Consider the following 22,278-nt stretch of genomic DNA (forward strand, 5'->3'; position numbering starts at 1 on the left):
GGGTCACGTACTCCGGATGTACGAGACCTGGCGTAGTGTCGCGCCATGGACGGAACCTTCCCCCCGACTGCGAACGCGATGCGGCGTGCCCTGCGCCGTGCCCGGGACGGTGTCGCGCTGGACGCGGCCGAGGCTGCGGTGCTGCTCCAGGCCAGAGGCGAGGACCTTCAGGACCTCTGCGCGAGCGCCGCCCGGGTGCGTGACGCGGGCCTGCTGGCGGCCGGCCGGCCGGGCGTCATCACCTACTCCAAGAGCGTCTTCATCCCGCTCACCCGGCTCTGCCGCGACAAGTGCCACTACTGCACCTTCGTGACCGTCCCCGGCAAGCTCCGCAAGGCCGGGCACGGGATGTTCATGTCGCCGGACGAGGTGCTGGAGGTGGCCCGCCGGGGAGCCGAACTGGGCTGCAAGGAAGCCCTGATCACGCTCGGCGACAAGCCGGAGGACCGCTGGCCGGAGGCCCGCGAGTGGCTGGACGCGCACGGCTACGACGACACCGTCGCCTACGTCCGGGCGATGTCGATCCGCATCCTGGAGGAGACCGGACTCCTCCCGCACCTCAACCCCGGGGTGCTGAGCTGGACGGACTTCCAGCGGCTCAAGCCGGTCTCGGCCTCGATGGGCATGATGCTGGAGACCACCGCCACCCGGCTGTGGAGCGAGCCCGGCGGCCCGCACCACGGCTCGCCCGACAAGGAGCCGGCCGTCCGGCTGCGGGTGCTGGAGGACGCCGGGCGCAGCTCGGTGCCGTTCACCAGCGGCCTGCTGATCGGCATCGGCGAGACGTACGAGGAGCGCGCGGACTCGCTGTTCGCGCTGCGCAAGGTCTCCCGCGCCTACCACGGCATCCAGGAACTGATCCTGCAGAACTTCCGCGCCAAGCCGGACACGGCGATGCGCGGCATGCCCGACGCCGAACTGGACGAGCTGGTCGCCACCGTGGCCGTCGCCCGGCACCTGATGGGCCCGTCCGCCTGCCTCCAGGCGCCGCCGAACCTGGTGGACGGCGAGTTCGAGCGGCTGATCGGCGCCGGGATCGACGACTGGGGCGGCGTCTCGCCGCTGACGCCCGACCACGTCAACCCCGAGCGCCCGTGGCCGCAGATCGACCGGCTCGCCGAGCGGTCCGCGGCGGCCGGCTTCGAGCTCCGCGAGCGCCTCGCCGTCTACCCCGAGTACGTCCGGCACGGCGAGCCCTGGCTGGACCCGCGGGTGCTGCCGCACGTCCGCGCGCTGTCCGACCCGCAGACCGGCCTGGCCCGCCCGGACGCGGTGGTCCGCGGCCTGCCCTGGCAGGAGCCCGAGGACCTGCCCGCCTCGTACGGGCGGACGGACCTGCACGCCACCATCGACACCGAAGGGCGCACCGGCGACCGCCGGGCCGACTTCGAGGACGTCTACGGGGACTGGCAGGTGCTGCGCGAGCAGGTGCTCGCCCAGGGCGCCCCGGAGCGGCTGGCGGGGGACCTCCGCGGCGCCCTGGCGGTGGCGGCCGACGACCCGCGGAAGCTGACGGACGACCAGGCGCTCGCGCTCTTCCACGCGGACGGCCCGGCCCTGGACGCGCTCTGCCGGATCGCCGACGCGGTGCGCCGCGACGCGGTCGGCGAGGACGTCACCTACTGCGTCACCCGGAACATCAACTTCACCAACGTCTGTTACACCGGCTGCCGGTTCTGCGCCTTCGCGCAGCGCCGCACCGACGCGGACGCCTACACCCTCTCGCTGGAGCAGGTGGCCGACCGGGCCGCGCAGGCCTGGGACGTCGGCGCCACCGAGGTCTGCATGCAGGGCGGCATCCACCCGGACCTGCCCGGCACCGCCTACTTCGACATCGCGCGGGCGGTGAAGAAGCGGGTGCCCGGCATCCACGTGCACGCCTTCTCGCCGATGGAGGTCGTCAACGGCGCGACCCGGACGGGCCTCTCGATCCGGGACTGGCTCCAGCAGGCCAAGGAGGCGGGCCTGGACACCATCCCGGGCACGGCCGCCGAGATCCTGGACGACGACGTGCGCTGGGTGCTCACCAAGGGCAAGCTGCCGGCCGCGACCTGGGTGGAGGTCGTCAGCACCGCGCACGAGCTGGGCATCCGCTCCTCGTCCACCATGATGTACGGGCACGTGGACACCCCGGCGCACTGGCTGGGCCACCTGCGGCTGCTCGCGGAGATCCAGCAGCGCACCGGCGGCTTCACCGAGTTCGTCACCCTGCCGTTCGTCCACACCAACGCGCCGGTCTACCTGGCGGGCATCGCCCGGCCCGGGCCGACCGCCCGGGACAACCGCGCGGTGGTGGCGATGGCCCGGCTGCTGCTGCACCCGCACATCCCCAACATCCAGACCAGCTGGGTGAAGCTGGGCGCCGAGGGCGCGGCCGAGATGCTCCGCTCGGGCGCCAACGACCTCGGCGGCACGCTGATGGAGGAGACCATCTCGCGGATGGCCGGTTCGGCGTACGGGAGTTACAAGTCGGTCCGGGACCTCCGGGCGATCGCCGAGGCGGCGGGCCGGCCGCACCGGCAGCGCACCACCACCTACGGCGAGGTGCCGGAGGAGCGCCGGGCCGCGGCGCTGGCCTCGGACGGGCACCTGCCGGAGCTGCTGCCGGTCCTCGACTGACTCCTGGGGAGCCCGGGCCGCGCGCCGCGGGCCGTCACGGCCGGGTCGTGACGGCCGGGTCGTGACGGCCCGCGGCGCCCGGGCGCGTCAGCCGACGAGCAGCTGGCTGCGCAGGTCGCGGAGGTCCCGCTGGTCCAGCCCGAGGCCGGACTTCAGGTAGGCGTCGAAGGAGCCGAACTTCTGCTGCACCTCGTCGAAGCCCGCGTTCAGGTACTCCGGCCGGACGTCCAGCAGCGGCTTGTAGACGGCCTGGTAGGCGGGCGGCAGCTGGGCCAGGACGGCGGCGTTCTCGGCGGCCCGGTAGGTGTTGCTGGCGAGGTAGTCGGCCTCGACGCTCTCGCGCGGCACGCCGAGCGCGGTCAGCAGGGCGGCCGAGGCCCAGCCGGTGCGGTCCTTGCCGGCGGTGCAGTGGAAGAGCACGTTCTCGTCGTCGCGCTCCACCAGGGAGTTGAGCACCGCGTGGTACGCGGACTTCGCGCTGTCGGCGGAGACCATCGTCCGCTCGGCGTCGACCATGGCCTGGACGGCGGCCTGCGGGGTGGTGACGTTGAACGCGCCGGTGTTGTCGACGCCGAGCACGTTGGCGCTCACGGCGGTGGCGCCGGCCGGGATCCGGTCCGGGGCGGTCTTCTGCTCGGCGGGGGTGCGCAGGTCGAAGACGGTGCGGATGCCGAGGCGGCGCAGCTTGGCGAGGTCCTGCTCGGTGAGCTTCGAGAGGTCGCCGGAGCGGTACACCACGCCCATCCGGACCCAGTGGCCGTCGGTGGTGCGGTAGCCGCCCGCGTCACGGAAGTTGGGGGCGGAGGCGAGGTGCAGCGAGCGGTCGGCGACGACCAGCGGCGCGCCGCCGTCCGGGACGAGCTCGAAGTACCAGCGGTCGGCGGCGGCCAGGCCGGTGACGGTCACGGTGGCGGTGCCGGCGCCCTTGGCGACGGGCTTGCGGCGGCGGACGTCCTCCGGGTCGGTGCCGGCGTAGACGGTGACGGCACGGGTGCCGGGGGCGGTCCAGGTGAGGGTGAAGCTGCCGTCGGCCTGCTGGGTGGCGGTGGCGGCGGTGAACGGGACGGCGCGCGCGCTGTGCGCGGCGGCGGCCGGGGCGGGGGAGCCGGCCGGGGCGGCGACGGCGAGCGCCGGGGTGCCGAGGGTCAGCGCGCCGGTCAGGGCGAGCGCGGTGGCCAGGCGGGTGCGGGAGATGGTCATGGCCCCGGACGGTAGGCAGCCCCGGGTGGCGGTCCGTGGCCGCCGCATGGCGCATCAGCAACATTTTGTTGAAGACTGGTGTTCCGGGCAGCCCCTCGACTTGTTCGGCCATTCGAATACAGTGCGAGGGCGCGCGACCGGCCCAGTGGCGCGCGGACCGCTCCCCGGACGAAAGGCGCCCCGTCGTGATGCCTCTGTGGTCACGCGCACAGCAGCAGGACTTCCGCAGCCGGGTGCGGGGCTGTCTGCTCGGCGGCGCGATCGGCGACGCGCTCGGTGCGGGCATCGAGTTCGACTCCCTGGAGAAGATCCGTGCGGCGCACGGCCCGCAGGGCGTCACCGGCTACGTCCCCGCCTACGGGCGGCTCGGCGCCGTCACCGACGACACCCAGATGGTGCTGTTCACCGTCGACGGGCTGATCCGGGCGCACATCCGCCGGGACACCGGCAGCTGGCACCCGCCGACCGATCTCCACCTCGCCTACCTGCGCTGGTCCGCCACCCAGCGGGACTGGGGGCCGGACGAGCGCCGGGCCGACCTCGGCTGGCTCGGCCGCGAGGAGTGGCTCTACGCCCAGCGCGCCCCCGGCCAGGCCTGCCTCTCCGGCCTCTCCGGCCCGGACGCGGAGCGCCTGGGCACCCTGGACGCGCCCAAGAACCCGCACTCCAAGGGGTGCGGCACGGTGATGCGGGCGGCGCCGTTCGGGCTGCTCGCCACCTGGGAGCCGGGCCTGGTCTTCCAGCTGGCGGTGGAGTGCTCGGTGCTGACGCACGGCCACCCGACCGGCTACCTCTCGGCCGGCGCGCTCGCGGTGATCGTCCAGACCGCGGCCCGCGGCGGCACGCTGGAGGAGGGCGTCCACCTGGCGCTGGCGCTGCTCTCCGAGCGGCCGGGCCACGAGGAGACCACGGCCGCACTGCGCGGCGCGCTCGACGCGGTACGGGCCGGGGAGCCGTCCGCGGAGCGGGTCGAGGCCCTGGGGGAGGGCTGGGTCGCCGAGGAGGCACTGGCGATCGGGGTGTACTGCGCGCTGGTTGCCCACGACATCCGCTCGGGGCTGCTGCTCGCGGTGAACCACTCGGGGGACAGCGACTCCACCGGTGCGATCTGCGGCAACCTGCTCGGGGTGCTGCACGGGGACACCGCGCTGCCACCCGGCCTGGTGGCCGGTCTGGAGGGGCGCGGGGCGGTGCTGGAGCTGGCCGACGACTTCGTGCTGGAGCTGATGCACGGGCCGGAGCTGCACGGGCCGGACACCGTGGAGGGCGCCGCCTGGTCGGCGCGCTACCCCGTCCTGGGCTGAGGCCGCGTCCGGCGCGCCCCGACTGCCGGCATGCCCCGACTGCCGATGCGCCCTGACTCCCGATGCGCCCCGGCCGCGCACGTTGCCCGGCCGCCGACATGCCGTTGCCCGCAGCGGGGGCCACCGCCGGGGGAGGCGGCGGCCGGCGCTACGGGCAACCGGGCCGAGAACGGCGGATACGGATCAGAAGCCGCCGAACACCCCTGCCCCGGCGGCCTCGGCGAAGGCGTTCCAGGCTTCGGCGGAGAACTGCAACTGCGGACCCCGTGGGTCCTTGGAGTCCCGGACCGCCACCGCGCCCCCGGCCGGCGTCGCGATCTCCACACAGGCGCCGTTGCCGCCGCTGTGGCTGCTCTTCCGCCAGACCGTCCCGTTCTCGAAGGTGGTGCTCATACGTGGTATCCCTCTTCAATGTCGGCTATCAGTGTCCGGCTCTCGGCCACCCCGAGCGCCGCCGCCCGCAGGTGGTCGTAGAGACTGGTATAGCGGCGGACGTCCGCGTCCTTCTCCAGGTAGAGATCGCTCGTCACCCCTTCGAAGTAGACAACCGTCGAATCGGCTGACTCGGGGAACTCCAACAGGGAGAATGTCCCGGTCATGCCGGGGTGGGCGCCCTTGGAGAAGGGGATCACCTGGATCGTGATGTTGGGGCGCTGGCTCAGCTCCAGCATGTGCTTCAGCTGATCGGCCATCACCGCCTTGCTACCGACCTCGCGGCGCAGTACCGCCTCGTCTATGACGGTCCAGAGGCTGCCGAGCGGGTTCTCGCCGTTCACCCGGTCCTGGCGCTTCATCCGGACCTGCACCCGGCGCTGCACGGAGAGCGCGTCGGTGTCCGGCTGGGTGCCCTCGACCACGGCCTGGGCGTACTGCTCGGTCTGCAGGAGGCCGGGGACGAAGGAGGACTCGTACGCGCGGATCGAGGAGGCCTCGGCCTCCAGGCCGATGTAGACGCTGTACGGGGTCGGCATGTCGTTGAAGTCGTGCCACCAGCCGCGCTGCCGGGACTCCCGGGCCATCTCCATCAGGCTGGCGCGCATCGCGTCGTCGGTCACGTTGTAGACGTCGCAGAGGTCGCGGACGTCGCGCTGGCTGATGCTGCGGCGCCCGTTCTCCAGCCGGCTGATCTTCGACTGGGAGACCATCAGCCGGCCGGCCACCTCCTCCGCCGTCATGGCCAGGCCCTCGCGCAGCTTGCGCAGTTCGGAGCCGAGGCGCCTGCGACGCACGGTGGGATTGATGTTCGCGGACACGTCGACCTCCGGCCGGACCTCTGGTGATCGTTGGAACGGCAGTCCTCGGAACACTGTGGAAATTGGGACCAACCCCCCTGACTTTGAGCAGCATGTCACCTTGGATCAGGTCGGCGCCGGGGAATCACAGGAGCGCAGTAGAACAGATCATCGGAAAAGCGCTTCTGCGAGACGGCGGACGCCTCCGAGTGGTAGGGCGGCGATACGGCTCGATCCGGTGGTACTGGGACGGGGGTGCGGGCGCCGCCGGCGCCCGCACATGTGCTGGTGGCACGTGCGGAGGCGGTCCGGGCCGGGCTCGGCCTGGGTCCCGGCCGCCTTCCGGGGACGGCGGAGGGGCGGCCGCCCGGCGACTTCCGTCGCGGGCGACCGCCCCTCCGTGCTGCTGGTTGCTCACCGCCGGGTGGCGGCGCGAGCGGCGCGGTGAGCGCCGGGTGGTGCGCGGGTCCGGCGCTGCCGGCCGATGGTGCCTGCCGGGCGGCGGTGTGCTGCCGGCCGTCGTGCTGCCCGGCCCGGGTGCCGGTCGTGCGCACCCGCCGGTGGTACTCACGTGCTGGTCGTGCGGCCGTGCCGTTACTGCTCGCGTGCCGGTGGTGCCCGGTGCCGGCCGGGCCGGGTCAGCGCACGCCCACCCGGGGCGCCACGATCCGGCCACCGGCTCCGGCGCGGCCCACGGTGGGCCGTCCGGCATGCGCGGGCCCGGCAGGGGCACCGCCCGGGGCAGAACGATTCTGCTGGGCCGGCAGGCCGTTCTGCACGTCCATGACGGCGTGCGCGACCATCCCGCCCAGCGGGTCGTACCGGATCAGGTCGCGCAGGCGCGACCGTGAGGACCGGCCCTCGTTGCCGGGGTACAGGTGCTTGCCCAACCCGACCGCGTGGGCCAGCGCGGCCAGCGCCGCCGTCCGCGGGTCCGGCGGAACGCCGGTGCGGATGGCGGTGTCCAACCGCTGTTTGATCGCGGCGTTGGTGCAGTCGTCGGACGCCTGATAGCGCGTCGTCGGAAGCACCCCGCACACCTGGCCCGGCACGGCCGTGACCATGCCGCACCTCTCCAGGTGCGCCAGATAGGTCTGCCGAAGCCCCAGTCGGGGCCCGCCGATCCAGTGCGCCGCGCGTACCGGACTGCCGCGTCGGCGCAGCAGTTCGAGCGCGTGGTCCAGTGTCGGGTCGCCGGTCGGCCGTGGTAGCACCACGGCGATCCGGTCGCCCTCCGGGACGATCCGTCCGGCCAGGGACAGCTCGACGAGCTGGGCCCCGGCAAGTCCGAGGTCGAGGGTCTGCGGCTGCGCCGTGGTGCCCGTGGTCGGGTCCAAGGCGAGCAGCAGGAGTTCCTCGGGAATAGTTCTGCGACTCTTGCCCATCCAAGCCTCCCCGCGTGGATGGGAAACAGCGTGACGCCTCTCACACGGGCTTGTCGAGTACGCCTCCGAATCGTGACCTTGCGTACGAGACGGGGAACCGGCGGCGCAGGGCCCGGCGTCTGACCGGTGAACAGGTTGTGACGAGACCGTGCGGCGGCAATAAGCGCCGGTCGGGCGGGGTGTGGTCGGCCGGAACGGCCACCGGTGGCGGAGACTGTACAGGTACACGGGGCGGGGCGTCGGCTTCCCGAAATCGGGTCTGCCGATGCCCCGCCGGGCGTTGAGGAGGCTGGGTTACGTGGGCGAGTCCCCCGACAGGGTGCTGCGGGACGGCGAGCGGGCGCGGGAGCGGGACGGGGAACGGGACCGTCCGGCGGGCGTCGACGGCGGGTCCGGGGAGACCGTCGACGACGCTCCCGACGCCGCGGCCGTCGAGGCGGCCGACGCCTCGGAGGGGGCCGGGGGCCGCCCGGCCGGGGAGTCCGCCGGGCCGGTCCGGGCCGGCTCCACCGTGCAGCTCCGGGTCCGGGATGTGGACAGCAGGACCACGATGCTCCGGCTCCCCGTCGACAACGCGACCACTGCCCTGCGGCTGCCTCCGGAGCTCACCACGCCCACCCCCGGCAGCGGCGAGCCTGCTGCCGGCGGCCGGTCCGGTGACTCCGCGAGCAGCACGCCGGCGAAGGGCGGGGCCGCCGCGGAGGCCCCCGCCGGGACCCCCGCCCGCCCGGCCGTCGCCGACCCGCGTCTCGCGCTTCGGACGGCCGCGCCGGCCGGGGAGTCCGCGTCGGAGAAGGCGGAGCAGGCGGAGAAGGTGGAGCGGACGGCGCAGGAGTCGCCGTCGGAGCCGCAGCCGGAGCCACTGTCCGAGAAGCCGTCCGAGAAGTCGTCCGAGAAGTCGTCGGAGGAGCCGTCGGAGGAGCCGGCAGCCGACCGGGCGGCAGGGGACGCCGAGCCGGAGCCGGCGCGGAAGCCCGAGCAGAAGGCGGCCGAGGCCGAGGGTCCGGCGAAGGCGGCGGAGGATCCGGCGAAGGCCGAGGAGCCGGCGGAGCCGCGCACCGCGGAGCCGCAGCCCCGGCCGGCGAAGTCCCTCCCCACGACCCCGCTCCCCCCGGGGGCCGCCGCCGCCCTCGCCGCCGCCCCCGCCGGGGGCAGCGTCCCCGAGCCCCCGAAGCCGCGCCCGCTGCCCGAGCCGGAGCCCGGTCCGGAGCCGCTGCCGGAGCCCGCCCCCGCGCCGGAGCCGGAGCCGGAGCCGGCCCCCGAGCCGCTCCCCGTGCCGGACCCGAAGCCGATGCCGCCGGCCCCGCCGCTGCCCGAGCCGGAGCCGCTGCCCGCCGCCGAGCCCCGGGGCGCCACCGCGTCGCGCCCCCGTGCCGCGGCGACGGCCGTCACCGAGCCCGTGCCCGCCCCCGACCCGCTGCGCATCACCGAGCCGATGCTCGGCCCGGCGACGACGGCCGAGGCGATGGACGTGCTGGCGGCGCTCAACGCCCGCCCGGTCTCGCCGCTGCGCCGCGCGCTCAAGCGGATCACCATCTGGACGCTCTTCCTCGCCGTCGTGCTCGGCGCGGTGGCCGTCGCCCAGCTGCTCCGCCCGCTGCCGGACGCCGAGGTCAGGCTGACCGCCGCGGGCAGCTTCAGCTTCGGCGGTGACCCGCTCGACCTGGCCTGGCCGGCCAAGGGCCAGTCCGCCGCCGAGGTGGTCGGCGTGGGCAGCCTCGGCAGCTCCGGCCCGGAGACGCCGGCCTCGATCGCCAGCGTCACCAAGGTGATGAACGCCTACCTGATCCTCCAGGCGCACCCGCTGAAGAAGGGCGAGAGCGGCCCGAAGATCACCGTCGACAAGCAGGCCGCCCAGGAGTCCGGCAACGTCGACGAGTCCCGGGTCACCCTGACCGAGGGCCAGCAGCTCACCCAGTACCAGGCGCTGGAGCTGCTGATGCTCCCCTCGGCCAACAACGTGGCCCGCCTGCTGGCCCGCTGGGACGTCGGCTCGGAGGACGCGTTCGTCAAGAAGATGAACGACACCGCCGCCAAGTTCGGCATGACCAACACCACCTACACCGACCCGGCCGGCTTCAGCCCGGACACCAAGAGCACCGCGAAGGACCAGCTGAAGCTGGCCGAGCAGGTGATGCAGGACGAGATCTTCCGGCAGATCGTGTCGAGCCCGGACACCACCTTCAACAACCAGAAGATCTCCAACACCAACAACCTGATCAACGCGAAGACCGGGATCATCGGGGTCAAGACCGGCTCCAGCACCCCGGCCGGAGGCTGCCTGATGTGGGCCGCGTACAAGGAGATCGCCGGCGTGAAGCGGCTGATCCTCGGGGTGACCCTCGGCCAGCAGGCCACCTCCGCGGCCCCCGGCGACGGGATCCTCCCGACGGTGCTGAAGGTCAGCGGGAAGCAGATGCAGGCCGCGCAGAACGGCGTCACCGGGCAGACCCTGGCCAAGCAGGGCGACGTCGTCGCCCGGGTCGACGACGGCCTCGGCGGTACCGTCCCGGTGGTCGCGGGCGCGGACCTCGTCGCGGCCGGGTTCCCCGGCATCTCCGGCACGCTCACGCTGGCCCCGGCGAAGACCGGCCACAGCGCCAAGGCCGGGACGCAGGTCGGCGTGCTGAGCGTCGGCGCGGGCGACAACAAGGTGGAGGTCCCGGTCGTCCTCCAGTCCGACCTGGCACCGCCGTCGATCCTGGACCGCCTCACCCGGATGCTCTGAGCACCCGGCGGCTCCCGGTGGCAGCGCCGCCGGGAGCCGCGCAGCGCGGACGGAGCGGGACGCCGGACCGGCCGCCGCCCCGCTCCGTCGGCGTTTCCGGGGCCGTCGGCGTTCCCGGGCCCGCGGCGTTTCCGGGCCCGCGGCGTTTCCGGGCCCGTCGGCCCCACCGCCGCGCACGCGGGGCCGACGGCGGCGGCCGGTCAGAACCGGTCGCTGCCCCAGCGCCCCGGAGCGGTCCGGCTGCCCAGCCACTCCGCCATCGGCGGCTCCTCGGAGACGACCCGCCCCAGGGCGATCGCCAGCGTCAACGCGGCGAACAGCACGATCAGCCAGGAGAGGCCGGTGAAGACCACCCCGTACGGCCCGAACTGCGTCACACTGCGCGACATCGCGTGCGGCAGGTAGACCCGCGCCGCCACCCCCAGACCCACCACGCCCGCCGCGCAGAGCAGCGCCCCGGGCAGCAGCGGCAGCCAGCGCACCCGGCCGGCCAGCAGCAGGTGCTGCGTCCACCACCACATCGCCCCCGAGGTGAGGTAGGTCAGCGGGATCCCCAGCCAGGCCCCCTGGCCGAAGCCGTCCCGCACCGGTGCCTGGAAGGTCAGGGCGACCACCCAGATCAGCAGCCACACCAGCCACCGCCAGGCCGCCAGCCGTGTCCCGGACTTCGGCAGCTCCCAGCAGCGCTCGCAGACCCGCTGCATGGCCCGGCTCAGCGCCGTCGCCGAGAGCAGGGTCACCACCGCGCCGATCACGCCGAAGCCGGTCTCCGACTCCTTGCCGGTGTCCAGCAGCTGCTGCACCGACTGCTGGGCCGAGCCCTGCAGGCCAAGCTCCTGGCGGAGCGTGGTCACCACGCCGTCCCGGATCGCGGCCGGGGCGAACACGGCCAGCACGAACAACGCGGGCAGCGCACTCAGGAAGGCCTGTGCCGCCAACCGGGTGGCGCAGTCCAGCAGGTTCACCCGCAGCAGCTGCCCGAGCGCCCGCCCGACCAGCGGCACCTGCTCGGGCAGCACGCGGGCGAACTGCGCCGCCTCCGCCGACCGGCGCTTCCACCGCTCCTTCCGCCCGCCCGGATGCCCGCTCACGCGCCCGTCCCCCCGGGCCCGGCGCTCGTTCCCCGGCCGCCCACCGGGGCCGCCCGGGCGCCGGGCGCTGCCGGGGCTCCAGGGGTGGGCACCCCGCGGCGCTGCCAACGGTCGCCGCTGCTCCGCATGGACTCCCACCTCCGCCTCGCGCCGCCCGGGCCCGGGGCCGGCACCGCGGCCACCGGGGCGCACCGGCCGCCTGCGGCGCAGGCGCGGGCGGGAGCTCCGGGCGGCCGGGCGGAGACACCCGGATCACCGGGCTCCATGGTCGCCCGCCCCCCACGCCCCCGCATCCGGGGGCGGCCCGGGGCAGCGGCCCCGCCGCCACCGGGCGCCGGGCGGGGAGCGGCGACCGTCAGCGGGCGGTGCGGTCCAGGAGGGCGAGGGTGACGCCGCCGAGGGGCGTCACGAGGCCGGGGGCGCCGTAGCGGGAGCGCAGGGCCCGGGCCTGGTCGCCGGGCATGGCGGCGAGCGGTTCGGCGGTGTCCCCGAGCACCAGGAGCCATATCCGCTGCCCCTGGCCCACGCAGTCGTCCGGCTGCGGGCAGGCGGCGGGGAAGAGGTCCTCCGCCTGGACGGCGCTGTGCTGGACGAACACCGGGTACGGGCGGACGTCCGGCGGCAGGTAGTAGGAGATGCCCGTCCCGACCATCGCCCAGCTCTGGTTGCCGAGCGGCGTGGCGATGCCGTCCCCGGGCCGGTAACCGGCCGCGATCAGCTCGGCCGCCGCCCGGTACGGCTCGCGGGAGTACGAGTGCGAGCCCGCGTACCGGACGGAGGACTGCTGGGGCAGTGCCACCAGGGCGGGCACCGCCAGCAGCCCGACCGCCAGCAGGGCTCCGGCGGCCCGGACCTGCCCCGGGGTCCGGCTGCGCCGGGCGGCCGCCGCGACCGTCGTGTACACCGCGCGCACCCCGCCGCCGGCCAGTGCGGCCCAGGCCGGGACGGTGAACAGCAGGTACCGGTCCACGAAGTACGAGGTGCTGCCGCGGGACACCAGCCAGACGGCCACCACCGGCGTCACCGCCAGCAGCAGGAGCTGGAGCGCGGGCAGCCGCCGCCCGGGCAGCAGCAGCACCAGCAGGGCGAGCAGGACGAAGGCGTGGAACACCCCGGCCGAGCCGAACAGCGGCTCGCCGAAGTGCCGCAGCTGGTAGAAGGTGGGCTTGCCGATCCAGCCCAGCTGCCGCCCGGACTGGCTGCTGCCCAGCACCACCACCGGCACCACCGGCAGGGCGGCCACGGCGACCGCCAGCGGGTACTGCCAGAGGAGCCGCCGCTGCGGCTCGCCGCGGGTCCGCCACAGGTGCAGCAGCACCAGGGCGGCCTGCCCGGCGATCGTGCTGAACGAGATCAGGTGCCCGGCGCCGGCCACCGCCATCGCCGCGCAGTACGGGGCCCAGCGGCCCACGGACGGCCGTTCGAGGGCCCGCAGCAGGAACCACGCGGCCCCGGCGACCGCGCAGGTCACCAGGGCGTACGAGCGGGCCTCCTGGGCGTAACGGGAGATCAGCGGGACGACGGTGAAGAGCAGTCCGGCGCTGATCCCGGCCACCCGGCCGCCGAACAGCCGCCGGGCGGTGAGCGCCACGAACCCCGCCGCGGCGGCCATGGCCAGCACCGAGGGGAGCCGCAGCGCGACGGCGGTGTCGCCGAACACCACCGTCCAGGCGTGCATCAGCAGGTAGTACGTGCCGTTGCTGGCGTCGACGTGCTGCAGCAGCCGGAGCAGATCGCCGAGCGGGCGGGTGGCCGCCGTCCAGGTGGCCACCTCGTCCCGCCAGAGCTCCGGCGTGCCGAGCCGGTACCCGCCGATGCAGAGCATGGCCAGCGCCGGCCACAGCCAGACCCGGCCCAGCAGTCGGAGGGCCTGGTCCGGGAGGGCAGCTGGTGGCATCGGGCGGCCTTCGTGGTTGTACGCGGAGGGGTCGGTCCCTCGCAGGCTACTGGACTCCGCCTGACGTCCTGTCGGCAGTTGCCCCTCCGGGCCGTCCGCGCGGCGCGGGCACCGGCGTTGGGCGTGGACACGCCAGTGATGCCACGGGATGCGGCGCCACCGGCGTCGGCCGTCTCTTCGGTTGTTCGGTGCCGGCGCCGAGTCGATGCAGGGGCTGGGGTCGGGGGGGTGCACCCGATCGCCACGGTCGCGCCGCTGCCGGCGAGCAGCGGCCCGGCCACCGGGGCCAGGGCCGGGGCGATCCGCCCGGCCCGGACGTGCATGCGTCTGTCGAGAAGGTCGTCCGACCGTTCGGCCGGAACTCCCGCGGCACGGGCCGGCGTGACGACATGTCACTTGATCGGCCGTTCGGGGGCTGTGGCCGCCTCCGTCGGGACGGGCGCCACGCGCGGAGGGCCTCCGCGCCTCTCCAGCTCCCCTCCGGCTCCCCTCCCGACCCCCGGCCGCTCCCGCGCCGGGGCGGAACCCGCAGGTCAGGCCGGACGGACCGGGCCGCCGTCCGGCAGGCCGCCGCTGCCACGACGCGATCCGGTAGGCTGTCTGCGGTCCGACGGCGATCCCGACGGTGCCGTGTCCACACCCTCCCCGGCGGAGGGCCCCGACACAGCCCGTGCCGTCCGGCCAAGGTGTTTGTCGCTCCGCGTCGAGACCGACCCGCTGGGTCCTCGGCACGGCCCGCACGCACCCCGCCTCAGTAGCTCAGGGGATAGAGCACGGCTCTCCTAAAGCCGGTGTCGCAGGTTCGAATCCTGCCTGGGGCACAGTGCCCGTCACGGCGACGGACAAGCGAAGGGCCGGCCCCGGGGTGATCCCCGGGGCCGGCCCTTGTCCGTGGTGGGGCGAGTCAGCCGATGGCGCCGTCGGGGCGGTCGGGGGCTTCCCCGAACTCCGGGTCGTACGGGCCCGGGCCGGCGGGGGAGGGATCCTTCGGGGAGGCCAGGACGCGCTGCACCCGGGGCCGGGTGCGCCAGTTCACCCGCCGGATGTCCCGGGCCAGGGCGCCGGGGCGCCAGAGTTCGACCGCGACGGTGACGGTGCCCAGCACGATCCCGGCGGCCAGCCACCCGCCCAGCACGTCACTCGGCCAGTGCACTCCCAGGGCGATCCTCGTCCAGCCGATCGTCAGCACGGTCAGTGCGGCGACGGCGACGGCGGCGATCCGCCCGCCGCGCCGGGCCTGCGACCAGAACAGCCCGACCAGCACGGCGCAGGTGATGGCCGAGGCCATCGCGTGCCCGGAGGGGAAGGCCGGGCCGCCGGCGTGCGAGACGGGGTTGGGGAAGGACGGCCGCTCACGGCCGAACGAGAGCTTGAACGCCCACTGCGCGCCCCAGCCGACCAGCGTCTGCGCCACCACCCAGCAGGCCAGGACCCTCGCCCCGATCAGCCAGAGCCACGCCGCGGCGATGCCGAGCAGCGTCCGCATGGTGATCGTGCCGCCGATGTCCGAGAACGTCTGCACCGCGGCGGTCGTGGCGGTGTGGTCCCGGGCGTAGCGGTGCAGGCCGTCGACCCAGGCGTGGTCGAGGCGGGCGAGCGGGTGCCAGCCGGTCTGCACCAGGGCGGCGAGGATGCCGAACAGCAGGGCGCACCCGGTCGCGAGCGCCGCGTGCCGGAGCAGGTGGCGACTACGCGGAGTGAGGCTTGCCGAGCGTTTGGTCAGGTGCATGGCTGACACCTTCCCAGTGCGGTGTGCCGATCGGGGGCTGAGGCGATAGCGATTTGGCATCTTTTGTGCGGAGGACCTGCGTGCGCGGGGGCGTGGGTGCGGGCGCGCCGGGGGCGCTCGCCCGGTGGGCGGGGCCGGCCGGGATCCCCGGTGCCGCCCGGTGAGGCGCCGGCCGGGTGCGGGTGGATCCCGGGCGAATCCCGGGCGGTGCGGGAACGCGGGCGGCGGTTCGGGGGTTCACGAAGTCAAGGGCCGGTGAAGCCGGGGCCCGGGAGGGTGGTGCCGGGGCCGGTGTCGCGGCTCGGCGGCTCGGCGAGAGGGCCGGATCCGGTCCGGACCGGTCGCCCGGGTGGCACCTGGCGCAGCCGAGCGCTCACCCTCCGTTCACGAGCGGGGTGAAATCCAGCAGGATACTGCATCGCTGGAAGAATCTGGCCGACTTGGGAATGTTGTCCGGAATCTGTTCGTTGGATCGTTACGTGTGAGCCCCGGGTGGGGCCCGCACTCTTGCCCTCACAGGGCAGGCAGGCAGACCTCGGCAACACCAGCAAAGGGAGCAAGCATGGCCACCCGTGCCGTCGTTCGCGACAGGGCCGACCGGACTCGCGCGGCCCGCCCGACCAACTTCGAGGCCGACCGCGACCTGGTCGGTATGTACCTCGACGAAATCGCCAGGACGCCCCTGCTCGATGCCGCCGAGGAGGTCGAGCTCTCGCTGCGGATCGAGGCCGGCGTGTACGCCCAGCACCTGCTGGGCGAAGGCGAGCTGCCGAAGGGCGTCGAACGCGACGAGCTGGAGGCGATAGCCGAGGACGCGGAACGCGCCAAGGACGTCTTCATCCGCTCCAACCTGCGCCTCGTGGTCGCCGTCGCGCGGCGTTACCCGCGCAGTGGCCTGCCGCTCCTGGACCTCATCCAGGAGGGGAACGCCGGCCTGGTGAGGGCGGTCGAGAAGTTCGACTACGCGAAGGGCTTCAAGTTCTCCACCTACGCGACGTGGTGGATCCGGCAGGCGATCACCCGGTCGATCGCCGACCAGTCCCGGACGATCCGGCTGCCCGTCCACCTGGTGGAGGAGCTGGGCCGGATCCGGCGGGTGCAGCGGGAGAAGTCCAAGGAGCTGGGCCGGGAGGCCGAGCCGGCCGAGATCGCGGCTGAGCTGGACACCACCGAGGCCCGGATCAAGGACGTGCTCGACTGGGCCCGTGACCCGGTGAGCCTCAACATGTCCGTCGACGACGAGGGCGAGACCCAGTTCGGTGACCTCGTGGAGGACACCGGCGCGACGTCCCCCGAGGACGCCGTGATGGTCATGCTCCGCCGCGAGGAGCTGGACGACCTGATCGGCCGGCTGGACGACCGCACGGCGTCGATCATCCGCTCGCGGTACGGGATGGAGGACGGCCGTGAGCGCACCCTCACCGAGGTCGGCAAGCAGCACGGACTGACCCGTGAGCGGATCCGCCAGATCGAGAAGCACGCGCTGGCCGAGCTGAAGCGGATCGCCGACCACGCCGGCTTCGAGGCCGCCTGACGGCCGCCCGAGGCCGGTCGTGACCGCCACGCGCGCAAGGACAGTGGATGACCGCCCGGGCCCCGGGTGCGGGAGCGCTCCCGCACCCGGGGCCCGCGCGCGTCCGGACGGTGCACGTCCGGACGGTGCGCACCCGGACTGTGCGCGGAGCCCGGCCGGTCGGGCTCCGGAACGCCGCGCCCTAGGCTTGGAGGCATGGACGATGGACGACACGGAGACGGCCCGGTGACCGAACAGCTGCCCGGGCGGGACGACGCGGCCGCCGGGCCCGCAGCCGCCGGGGCCGACCCGGAGCCCGCGGCGGCACCGGCGGCGAGGAGCGCGGCCCGGCTGGTCTTCCGGGACCCGCTGGACCAGCAGTCCCGGGACGACACGGATGCCGGCTGGGGCGGCCGCCCGGGCGGCGGGGACAGTGGCGGGCGGGGACTGGACTGGTACCTGAGCCAGCGCCCGCCGCACCACGGCGACTGACCGGGGCGGTGCCGCTCAACGCTGCTGGGTGACCAGCGCGTCGCGGATCTCGGTGAGCAGGACGACCTCCCTGGCCTCGGCCTCGGCCTCGATGTCGGCGGGGCTCTTCCGCTTGGCGGCGAACCTGGTCATGGGCAGGATCAGGCAGAGGTAGACGACGGCCGCGGTGATCAGGAACTGCAGCGCGGCACTGAGCACCGAGCCCCAGAGGATCATGATCCCGGACGTGACCTCACCGGTCGCGCTCAGCTCGCAGGGGCCCTTGAGGCAGGACGTGTAGGACTCCAGGTCCTTCGGCCCGAAGGCACCGACCAGCGGATTGATCACGCCCTTGACGAAGGCGTTGACGATGTTGGTGAAGGCCGCGCCGATGACGACGGCAACGGCGAGGTCGACGACATTTCCCCGCAACAGGAATTCTTTGAAGCCCTTCATGCCGCGTGAACGACGAAGTCGTTTTCCGGTCACGGGTGATCTTCGCCGGTGTCCGATTGACAACCCGTTCGGTGGACGGGGCCGGCTCCAGGCGGGGGCAGCCAGGCCCGGGCGGGCCCGAGGGCCAGGGCCGCGGCCAGCGCGAGCAGCAGCACGACCGGGACCGCGGGCCGGTGCCGGAGGGCCTGCCGGAGCCGGTGGCCGCGCCCGCCGCCGCGCCGGATCGGCGGGAACGGCGGGACTTCGCGCCGCGGCGGGACGGCCGGCGCGGGCAGCGGGAACGGGCGGGGGAGGCTCGTGGTCGTCGTCATGGGCACCACCGGTGGTCGTCCGGTGCCGGCCCCGGGCGGGCCGGCATCTCGTGACGCACACTCTGCGGCGCCGGCGGCCCCGGTGGAATCCGCTGTCCCCAGCCTGTGGACAACCCGGGCCTGTGGACAAACGCCGTCACCCGCAGGGGTGGGCCCGGTGTCCCCGGAACGACGCCCGGCCCCCTAAGCCCGGCCCCCGCCTCCCGGCCCCCGCCTCCCGCCTCCGGCTCCCGGCCCCCGCCCTGCCCGACAGGCCGCCCCGGCGCCCGGGCACGCCGAAAGGCCCGTCGGCCCCGCCGAAGCGGGCCAACGGGCCTTTCGAAAGCCTGGAAGGCCTGAGGTGTCCGGGGTCAGCCGGCCGGCTTCGCCGCCGCCGCCGGAGCGGGGCTCGACGCCGGGGCGGAGCCGCCCGAGGACGAGGCCGGAGCGGTCGTCGAGGACGAGGACGTGGTCGACGAACCCGAGCCCACCGTGCTGCTGGAGGACGAGCGACTGTCGGTCCGGTAGAAGCCGGAACCCTTGAAGACCACACCCACGGCCGAGAAGACCTTGCGGAGCCGTCCCTGGCAGTCGGGGCACGTGGTCAGCGCCTCGTCGGTGAACTTCTGCACCGCCTCCAGGCCGTTGCCGCACTCGGTGCACTGGTACTGGTACGTGGGCACTTGTCTTCCTCCTGGCACTCTCGCCTGATGAGTGCTAACGATGGTCAATGATGCGGCATTCCGCTGCATCAGTCCAGCGACTCGAATGTGAGATGAGCCGGGGCCGCAGCGGGGCAGGCCGGAGCGGGGCCCGGGGCGGCCGTGCGCCGACCGCCCGGGAGGGCCCGGCTCAGCCCTTGGCCGCGCCGACCAGCTGCCGTGCCGCAGGCCGCTCGCCGCCGGTGGCCACCGTGCTCGCCGCGCCGGGCGCGACCAGCAGGTGCCGCAGCGCGACCAGCGCGACCAGGCCCACCCCGGCGCCGGCCACCGGCACCAGGAACCCGGCCGACGGGCCGTGGCCGTCGATCAGCTGCCCGGCCACCGTGGAGCCGGTCGCCAGGCCCAGGCCGATGGCGCCGGTCAGCCAGGTGAAGGCCTCGGTCTTGGCGCCGTCCGCGACCAGCGTCTCGACCAGGGTGTACCCGGTGATCAGGGTCGGCGCGATGGCCAGGCCGCAGACCAGGGCGGCGACGGAGAGCGCGACCAGGTTGGGCATCGCCCAGAGCGTCGAGCAGCCCAGCACCAGCAGCGCGTAGCAGCCGAGCAGCCGCTGCCGGGGGGCCCGGCGCCAGGCGACCATGCCGTAGAGCACGCCGGCCAGCATCGAGCCGCCCGCGAAGATCCCGTACACCGTGCCGTTGGCACCCGGCTGGCCGACCGACTCGGTGAACGCCGTCACCGAGACCTGCATCGCACCGAAGACGGTGCCGACGCCGAGGAACGCGCCGGCCAGCAGCCGGACGCCGGGCGAGGCCAGCGCGGAGACCCGGCGGACGCCGGGCTCGTGCGGGTGCCGGGCGGGGGCGGTGCGCCGCTGGGCGGCGAAGGCCAGGCCGCCCAGGACGGTCAGCGCGGCCTCGGCGATCAGCCCGGTCGCGGGGTTGACCGAGGTGGCGATGGCACCGGCCAGCACCGGGCCGATCACGAAGGTGAACTCGTCGGTCACCGACTCGAAGGCGAAGGCGGTGTTCAGCTTGGCGGCGGGCGCGTTCTCGGCGGACAGCTTGGCCACCCAGCGGGAGCGCACCATCGCGCCGATCTGCGGCACGCTGGCGCCGGCCGGCGCGGCGGCCAGCAGCAGGGCCCAGACCGGGGCGTGGCCCAGGGCCAGGGCGATCAGCGCCGCGACCGAGACCGCGTGCACGACCACGGTCGGCACCAGGACGGCGGCCTGTCCGTAGCGGTCGGCCAGCCGGCCGGTCTGCGGGCCGACGAGGGCCTGGGCGACGGCCGACACGGCCGCGACGGTGCCGGCGGTGCCGTACGAGCCGTGGGTTTCGAGGACGAGCAGGACGATGCCCAGGCTGAGCATGGCGTAGGGGAGCCGCGCGGCGAACGCGGGCACCAGGAACGTCCGGGCGCCCGGGGTGCGCAGCAGTGCGCCGTACCCGATGCGGGCGGGCGCCGGGGTGTCCGGCGTGGCGTCCGCGGGGACGCTGTCGATCTCGACCGTTCGGCGGGCCGTCACGGTCGGTCCTTCCTGCTGCCTGGTAGCGCGGAAGGGGCATGGGGTGGCCCCGACGGCGCCGAGAGTCGTCCTCTCCGCGTCGACCGGGGTAGTTACCGGGTCGGCCCGGCGTGGTTGCCGAGGGCCGGACCGCGGCCGCCGAGCGGTCGCGCCAACTCTGCGTCAGGCAGATGCTGGGTGTGTTTCAACCATCATACTTATACGCGCGTAGATGTCGCGCTTCCCTCGATAATACAGGCTGCGTCCAAAATTGTCCTGCTAATTGAAGGTGAACTTCGAACCAACCCTTCGAGAGGCAGGCGTGCCGGGTTCGCGCGGCCCGCCCGCTCCCGCCAAGGGCACCAGGGTCGCTCAGGCTCCCCGCCCGAACAGCCAGCCGGCGAGCTTGCCGCCCTTGTCCACGGCCCGCAGCCGGCGCTCGGCGGCCTCGCTCACCTCGTCCGTGGTGACCACCAGCAGCTCGTCGCCGCCGCGCAGCACGGTCGCCTTGTCCGGCACGAAGCTGCTCCCCTCGCGGACCACCAGGGTCACCGCGGCGCCGGCCGGCAGCCGCAGCTCGCCGATCTCCACGCCCGACATCTTGGAGTCGGGTGCCAGTGCCACCGACAGCAGGTGGCCGTGCAGCTTCTCCAGCGGGGCGGACTCGATGCCGAGGTCGTGGCCCATCGAGCCCTCGCCGATCCGCAGCCACTTGGCCACCCAGGGCAGGGTCGGGCCCTGGAGCAGGGTGAAGACGACGACCAGGATGAAGACGATGTTGAAGACGTCCTGGGCCATCGGCGCGCCGGCCACCATCGGGATGGTGGCCAGCACGATCGGCACCGCCCCGCGGAGCCCGGCCCAGCTCAGCAGGGCCTGCTCGCGTCCGGGCAGCCGGAACGGCGTCAGGGTCAGCACCACCGACAGCGGCCGGGCCACGAAGACCAGCACGGCGCCGATCACCAGCGCGGGCACCACGGCGGAGCCCATCGTCCCGGGGGTGCAGAGCAGGCCGAGCAGCACGAACATGCCGATCTGCCCGATCCAGGCCAGGCCGTCGGCGAAGCCGCGGACGGCGGGGCCGTGCGGCAGCTTGGCGTTCCCGAGGATGACGGCGCTGATGTAGACGGCGAGGAAGCCGGAGCCGTGCAGCATGGCCCCGCCGGCGTAGGCGAGCACGGTGAGCGCCATGACCGCGATCGGGTAGAGGCCGGAGGACGGCAGGGCGACGTGCTTGATGCCGAAGGCGCCGATCTTGCCGACGGCCAGGCCGACGGCGGCGCCGATCGCCAGCTCGGCGGCGATCGTGCCGACCAGCACGTACCAGGAGTCCAGCGGGCCGGTGGTCGCGAAGGCGACGACCAGGATGACCACGGGCGCGTCGTTGAAGCCGGACTCCGCCTCCAGCAGGCCGGTCAGCCGCTGCGGCAGGGGCACCATCCGCAGGACGGAGAAGACGGCCGCGGCGTCGGTGGAGGAGACGATCGCGCCGAGCAGCATGGAGGTGCGCCAGTCCAGGCCGACCAGCCAGTGCGCGCCGGCGGCGGTGACGAAGACGCTGACGCCGACGCCGACGGTGGCGAGCACGGTGGCGGCCGGCATCACCGGTCTGACCTCGCGCCAGCTGGTCTTGAGGCCGCCCTCGGCGAGGATCACCACCAGGGCCGCGTAGCCGATCACCTGGGTCAGGGCGGCGTTGTTGAAGGAGACGCCGAGGCCGTTCTGGCCGAGGGCGACGCCGATGCCGAGGTAGATCAGCAGGCTGGGCAGTCCCGACCGGGTCGAGATGCGCACGGCGACCACCGCGACCAGCAGGATCACGGAGAACTCGAGGAGCAGCTGGTTCAGGTGGTCGACATTCACGCAGGGGCACCTCGGGCAGGCTGGGGGCGGGCGGGGTGTCTGGCGGCGGTGAGGCCGGGGAGCCGACCGGCAAGGGGGGGCGGGCGGCCGGGCAGGCCGATTGCTCCCCTTGCGGATCGTTACTCAGTCTAACATTTTGCCATATCTTTAGTTTCCCCTGTCACATCGGTCCCTCACCTCCCTTTCTCCGGTCCTTCCCTGACCTCCTCCGATCCCACCGTGAGCGTCCCCCGTGCACGGCCGCCGGCCGAGTCGGCCTAATGTGGTCCCCTGTCACGGCCGAGTGCCCTGGACATGCCCGCCCGCCCCCCAGTCGAGGACCGCAAGGACC

At 74.2% G+C, this 22,278-nt stretch carries 16 protein-coding genes and 1 tRNA gene; 6 read left to right on the plus strand and 11 right to left on the minus strand.

The genetic code is table 11. The annotated features are described in order from the left end of the window. Positions 1-45 precede the first annotated feature (45 nt). On the plus strand, positions 46-2,619 hold the full coding sequence (locus OH807_RS23985; protein ID WP_406202350.1) for a bifunctional FO biosynthesis protein CofGH: 2,574 nt from the start codon (positions 46-48) through the stop codon (positions 2,617-2,619). A gap of 87 nt (positions 2,620-2,706) precedes the next feature. Here OH807_RS23985 and OH807_RS23990 read toward each other — a convergent pair whose 3' ends face one another. Next, a complete protein-coding gene (locus tag OH807_RS23990; protein ID WP_406202352.1) occupies positions 2,707-3,819 on the minus strand; it encodes a tyrosine-protein phosphatase in 1,113 nt (370 codons plus the stop codon). 188 nt (positions 3,820-4,007) lie between these two features. Between OH807_RS23990 and OH807_RS23995 the strand changes: the two genes are divergently transcribed. Further along, positions 4,008-5,123, plus strand: coding sequence for an ADP-ribosylglycohydrolase family protein (locus OH807_RS23995; RefSeq protein ID WP_406202354.1), 1,116 nt, complete (start codon positions 4,008-4,010; stop codon positions 5,121-5,123). Positions 5,124-5,306: 183 nt separating this feature from the next. Here OH807_RS23995 and OH807_RS24000 read toward each other — a convergent pair whose 3' ends face one another. The 3 genes from OH807_RS24000 to OH807_RS24010 all read right to left on the minus strand — a co-directional run bounded on the left by OH807_RS24000 (position 5,307) and on the right by OH807_RS24010 (position 7,740). Next, on the minus strand, positions 5,307-5,516 hold the full coding sequence (locus tag OH807_RS24000; RefSeq protein WP_406202356.1) for a DUF397 domain-containing protein: 210 nt from the start codon (positions 5,514-5,516) through the stop codon (positions 5,307-5,309). After that, positions 5,513-6,376 (minus strand): helix-turn-helix domain-containing protein, encoded by an 864-nt coding sequence (locus OH807_RS24005; RefSeq protein WP_406202358.1) that lies wholly within the window; start codon positions 6,374-6,376, stop codon positions 5,513-5,515. Before OH807_RS24005 ends, OH807_RS24000 begins: the two co-directional genes overlap by 4 nt. A gap of 617 nt (positions 6,377-6,993) precedes the next feature. Next, positions 6,994-7,740, minus strand: coding sequence for a GPP34 family phosphoprotein (locus tag OH807_RS24010; RefSeq protein WP_406202360.1), 747 nt, complete (start codon positions 7,738-7,740; stop codon positions 6,994-6,996). 298 nt (positions 7,741-8,038) lie between these two features. On the opposite strand from OH807_RS24010, the gene OH807_RS24015 reads away from it, so the two are divergent. Next, positions 8,039-10,468 carry a hypothetical protein gene (locus tag OH807_RS24015; RefSeq protein ID WP_406202362.1) on the plus strand — a complete coding sequence of 810 codons (2,430 nt, stop codon included), beginning with the start codon at positions 8,039-8,041 and terminating at the stop codon, positions 10,466-10,468. Between the two features lie 200 nt (positions 10,469-10,668). Here the strand turns inward: OH807_RS24015 and OH807_RS24020 are convergent, their stop codons facing one another. Both OH807_RS24020 and OH807_RS24025 read right to left on the minus strand, forming a co-directional pair. Continuing rightward, complete coding sequence (locus OH807_RS24020) at positions 10,669-11,559, minus strand: YhjD/YihY/BrkB family envelope integrity protein (RefSeq protein ID WP_406202364.1); 891 nt, start codon at positions 11,557-11,559, stop codon at positions 10,669-10,671. 355 nt (positions 11,560-11,914) lie between these two features. Then, positions 11,915-13,456: a glycosyltransferase family 39 protein gene (locus OH807_RS24025; RefSeq protein WP_406202366.1), complete on the minus strand. Its 1,542-nt coding sequence runs from the start codon at positions 13,454-13,456 to the stop codon at positions 11,915-11,917. 748 nt (positions 13,457-14,204) lie between these two features. Between OH807_RS24025 and OH807_RS24030 the strand changes: the two genes are divergently transcribed. Next, positions 14,205-14,277, plus strand: a tRNA-Arg gene (locus tag OH807_RS24030). 83 nt (positions 14,278-14,360) lie between these two features. Here OH807_RS24030 and OH807_RS24035 read toward each other — a convergent pair. Beyond that, positions 14,361-15,185: a phosphatase PAP2 family protein gene (locus OH807_RS24035; protein WP_406202368.1), complete on the minus strand. Its 825-nt coding sequence runs from the start codon at positions 15,183-15,185 to the stop codon at positions 14,361-14,363. A 562-nt stretch (positions 15,186-15,747) separates the two neighbouring features. Here OH807_RS24035 and OH807_RS24040 point away from each other — a divergent pair. Both OH807_RS24040 and OH807_RS24045 read left to right on the plus strand, forming a co-directional pair. Next, positions 15,748-16,719 (plus strand): sigma-70 family RNA polymerase sigma factor, encoded by a 972-nt coding sequence (locus tag OH807_RS24040; RefSeq protein ID WP_406202370.1) that lies wholly within the window; start codon positions 15,748-15,750, stop codon positions 16,717-16,719. A 195-nt stretch (positions 16,720-16,914) separates the two neighbouring features. Beyond that, a complete protein-coding gene (locus tag OH807_RS24045; RefSeq protein WP_406202372.1) occupies positions 16,915-17,190 on the plus strand; it encodes a hypothetical protein in 276 nt (91 codons plus the stop codon). A gap of 15 nt (positions 17,191-17,205) precedes the next feature. On the opposite strand, the gene mscL is transcribed toward OH807_RS24045, so the two are convergent. The 4 genes from mscL to OH807_RS24065 form a co-directional block, all read right to left on the minus strand. Further along, a complete protein-coding gene (mscL, locus tag OH807_RS24050; RefSeq protein ID WP_406202374.1) occupies positions 17,206-17,625 on the minus strand; it encodes a large conductance mechanosensitive channel protein MscL in 420 nt (139 codons plus the stop codon). Positions 17,626-18,286: 661 nt separating this feature from the next. Continuing rightward, on the minus strand, positions 18,287-18,598 hold the full coding sequence (locus tag OH807_RS24055; RefSeq protein WP_406202376.1) for an FmdB family zinc ribbon protein: 312 nt from the start codon (positions 18,596-18,598) through the stop codon (positions 18,287-18,289). A 169-nt stretch (positions 18,599-18,767) separates the two neighbouring features. Next, a complete protein-coding gene (locus OH807_RS24060; protein ID WP_406211153.1) occupies positions 18,768-20,081 on the minus strand; it encodes an MFS transporter in 1,314 nt (437 codons plus the stop codon). A gap of 375 nt (positions 20,082-20,456) precedes the next feature. Beyond that, a complete protein-coding gene (locus OH807_RS24065) occupies positions 20,457-21,947 on the minus strand; it encodes a potassium/proton antiporter (protein WP_406202378.1) in 1,491 nt (496 codons plus the stop codon). Positions 21,948-22,278 lie beyond the last annotated feature (331 nt).

Origin of the sequence: Kitasatospora sp. NBC_01560, assembly GCF_045208415.1 — a bacterium.
GTDB lineage: Bacteria > Actinomycetota > Actinomycetes > Streptomycetales > Streptomycetaceae > Kitasatospora.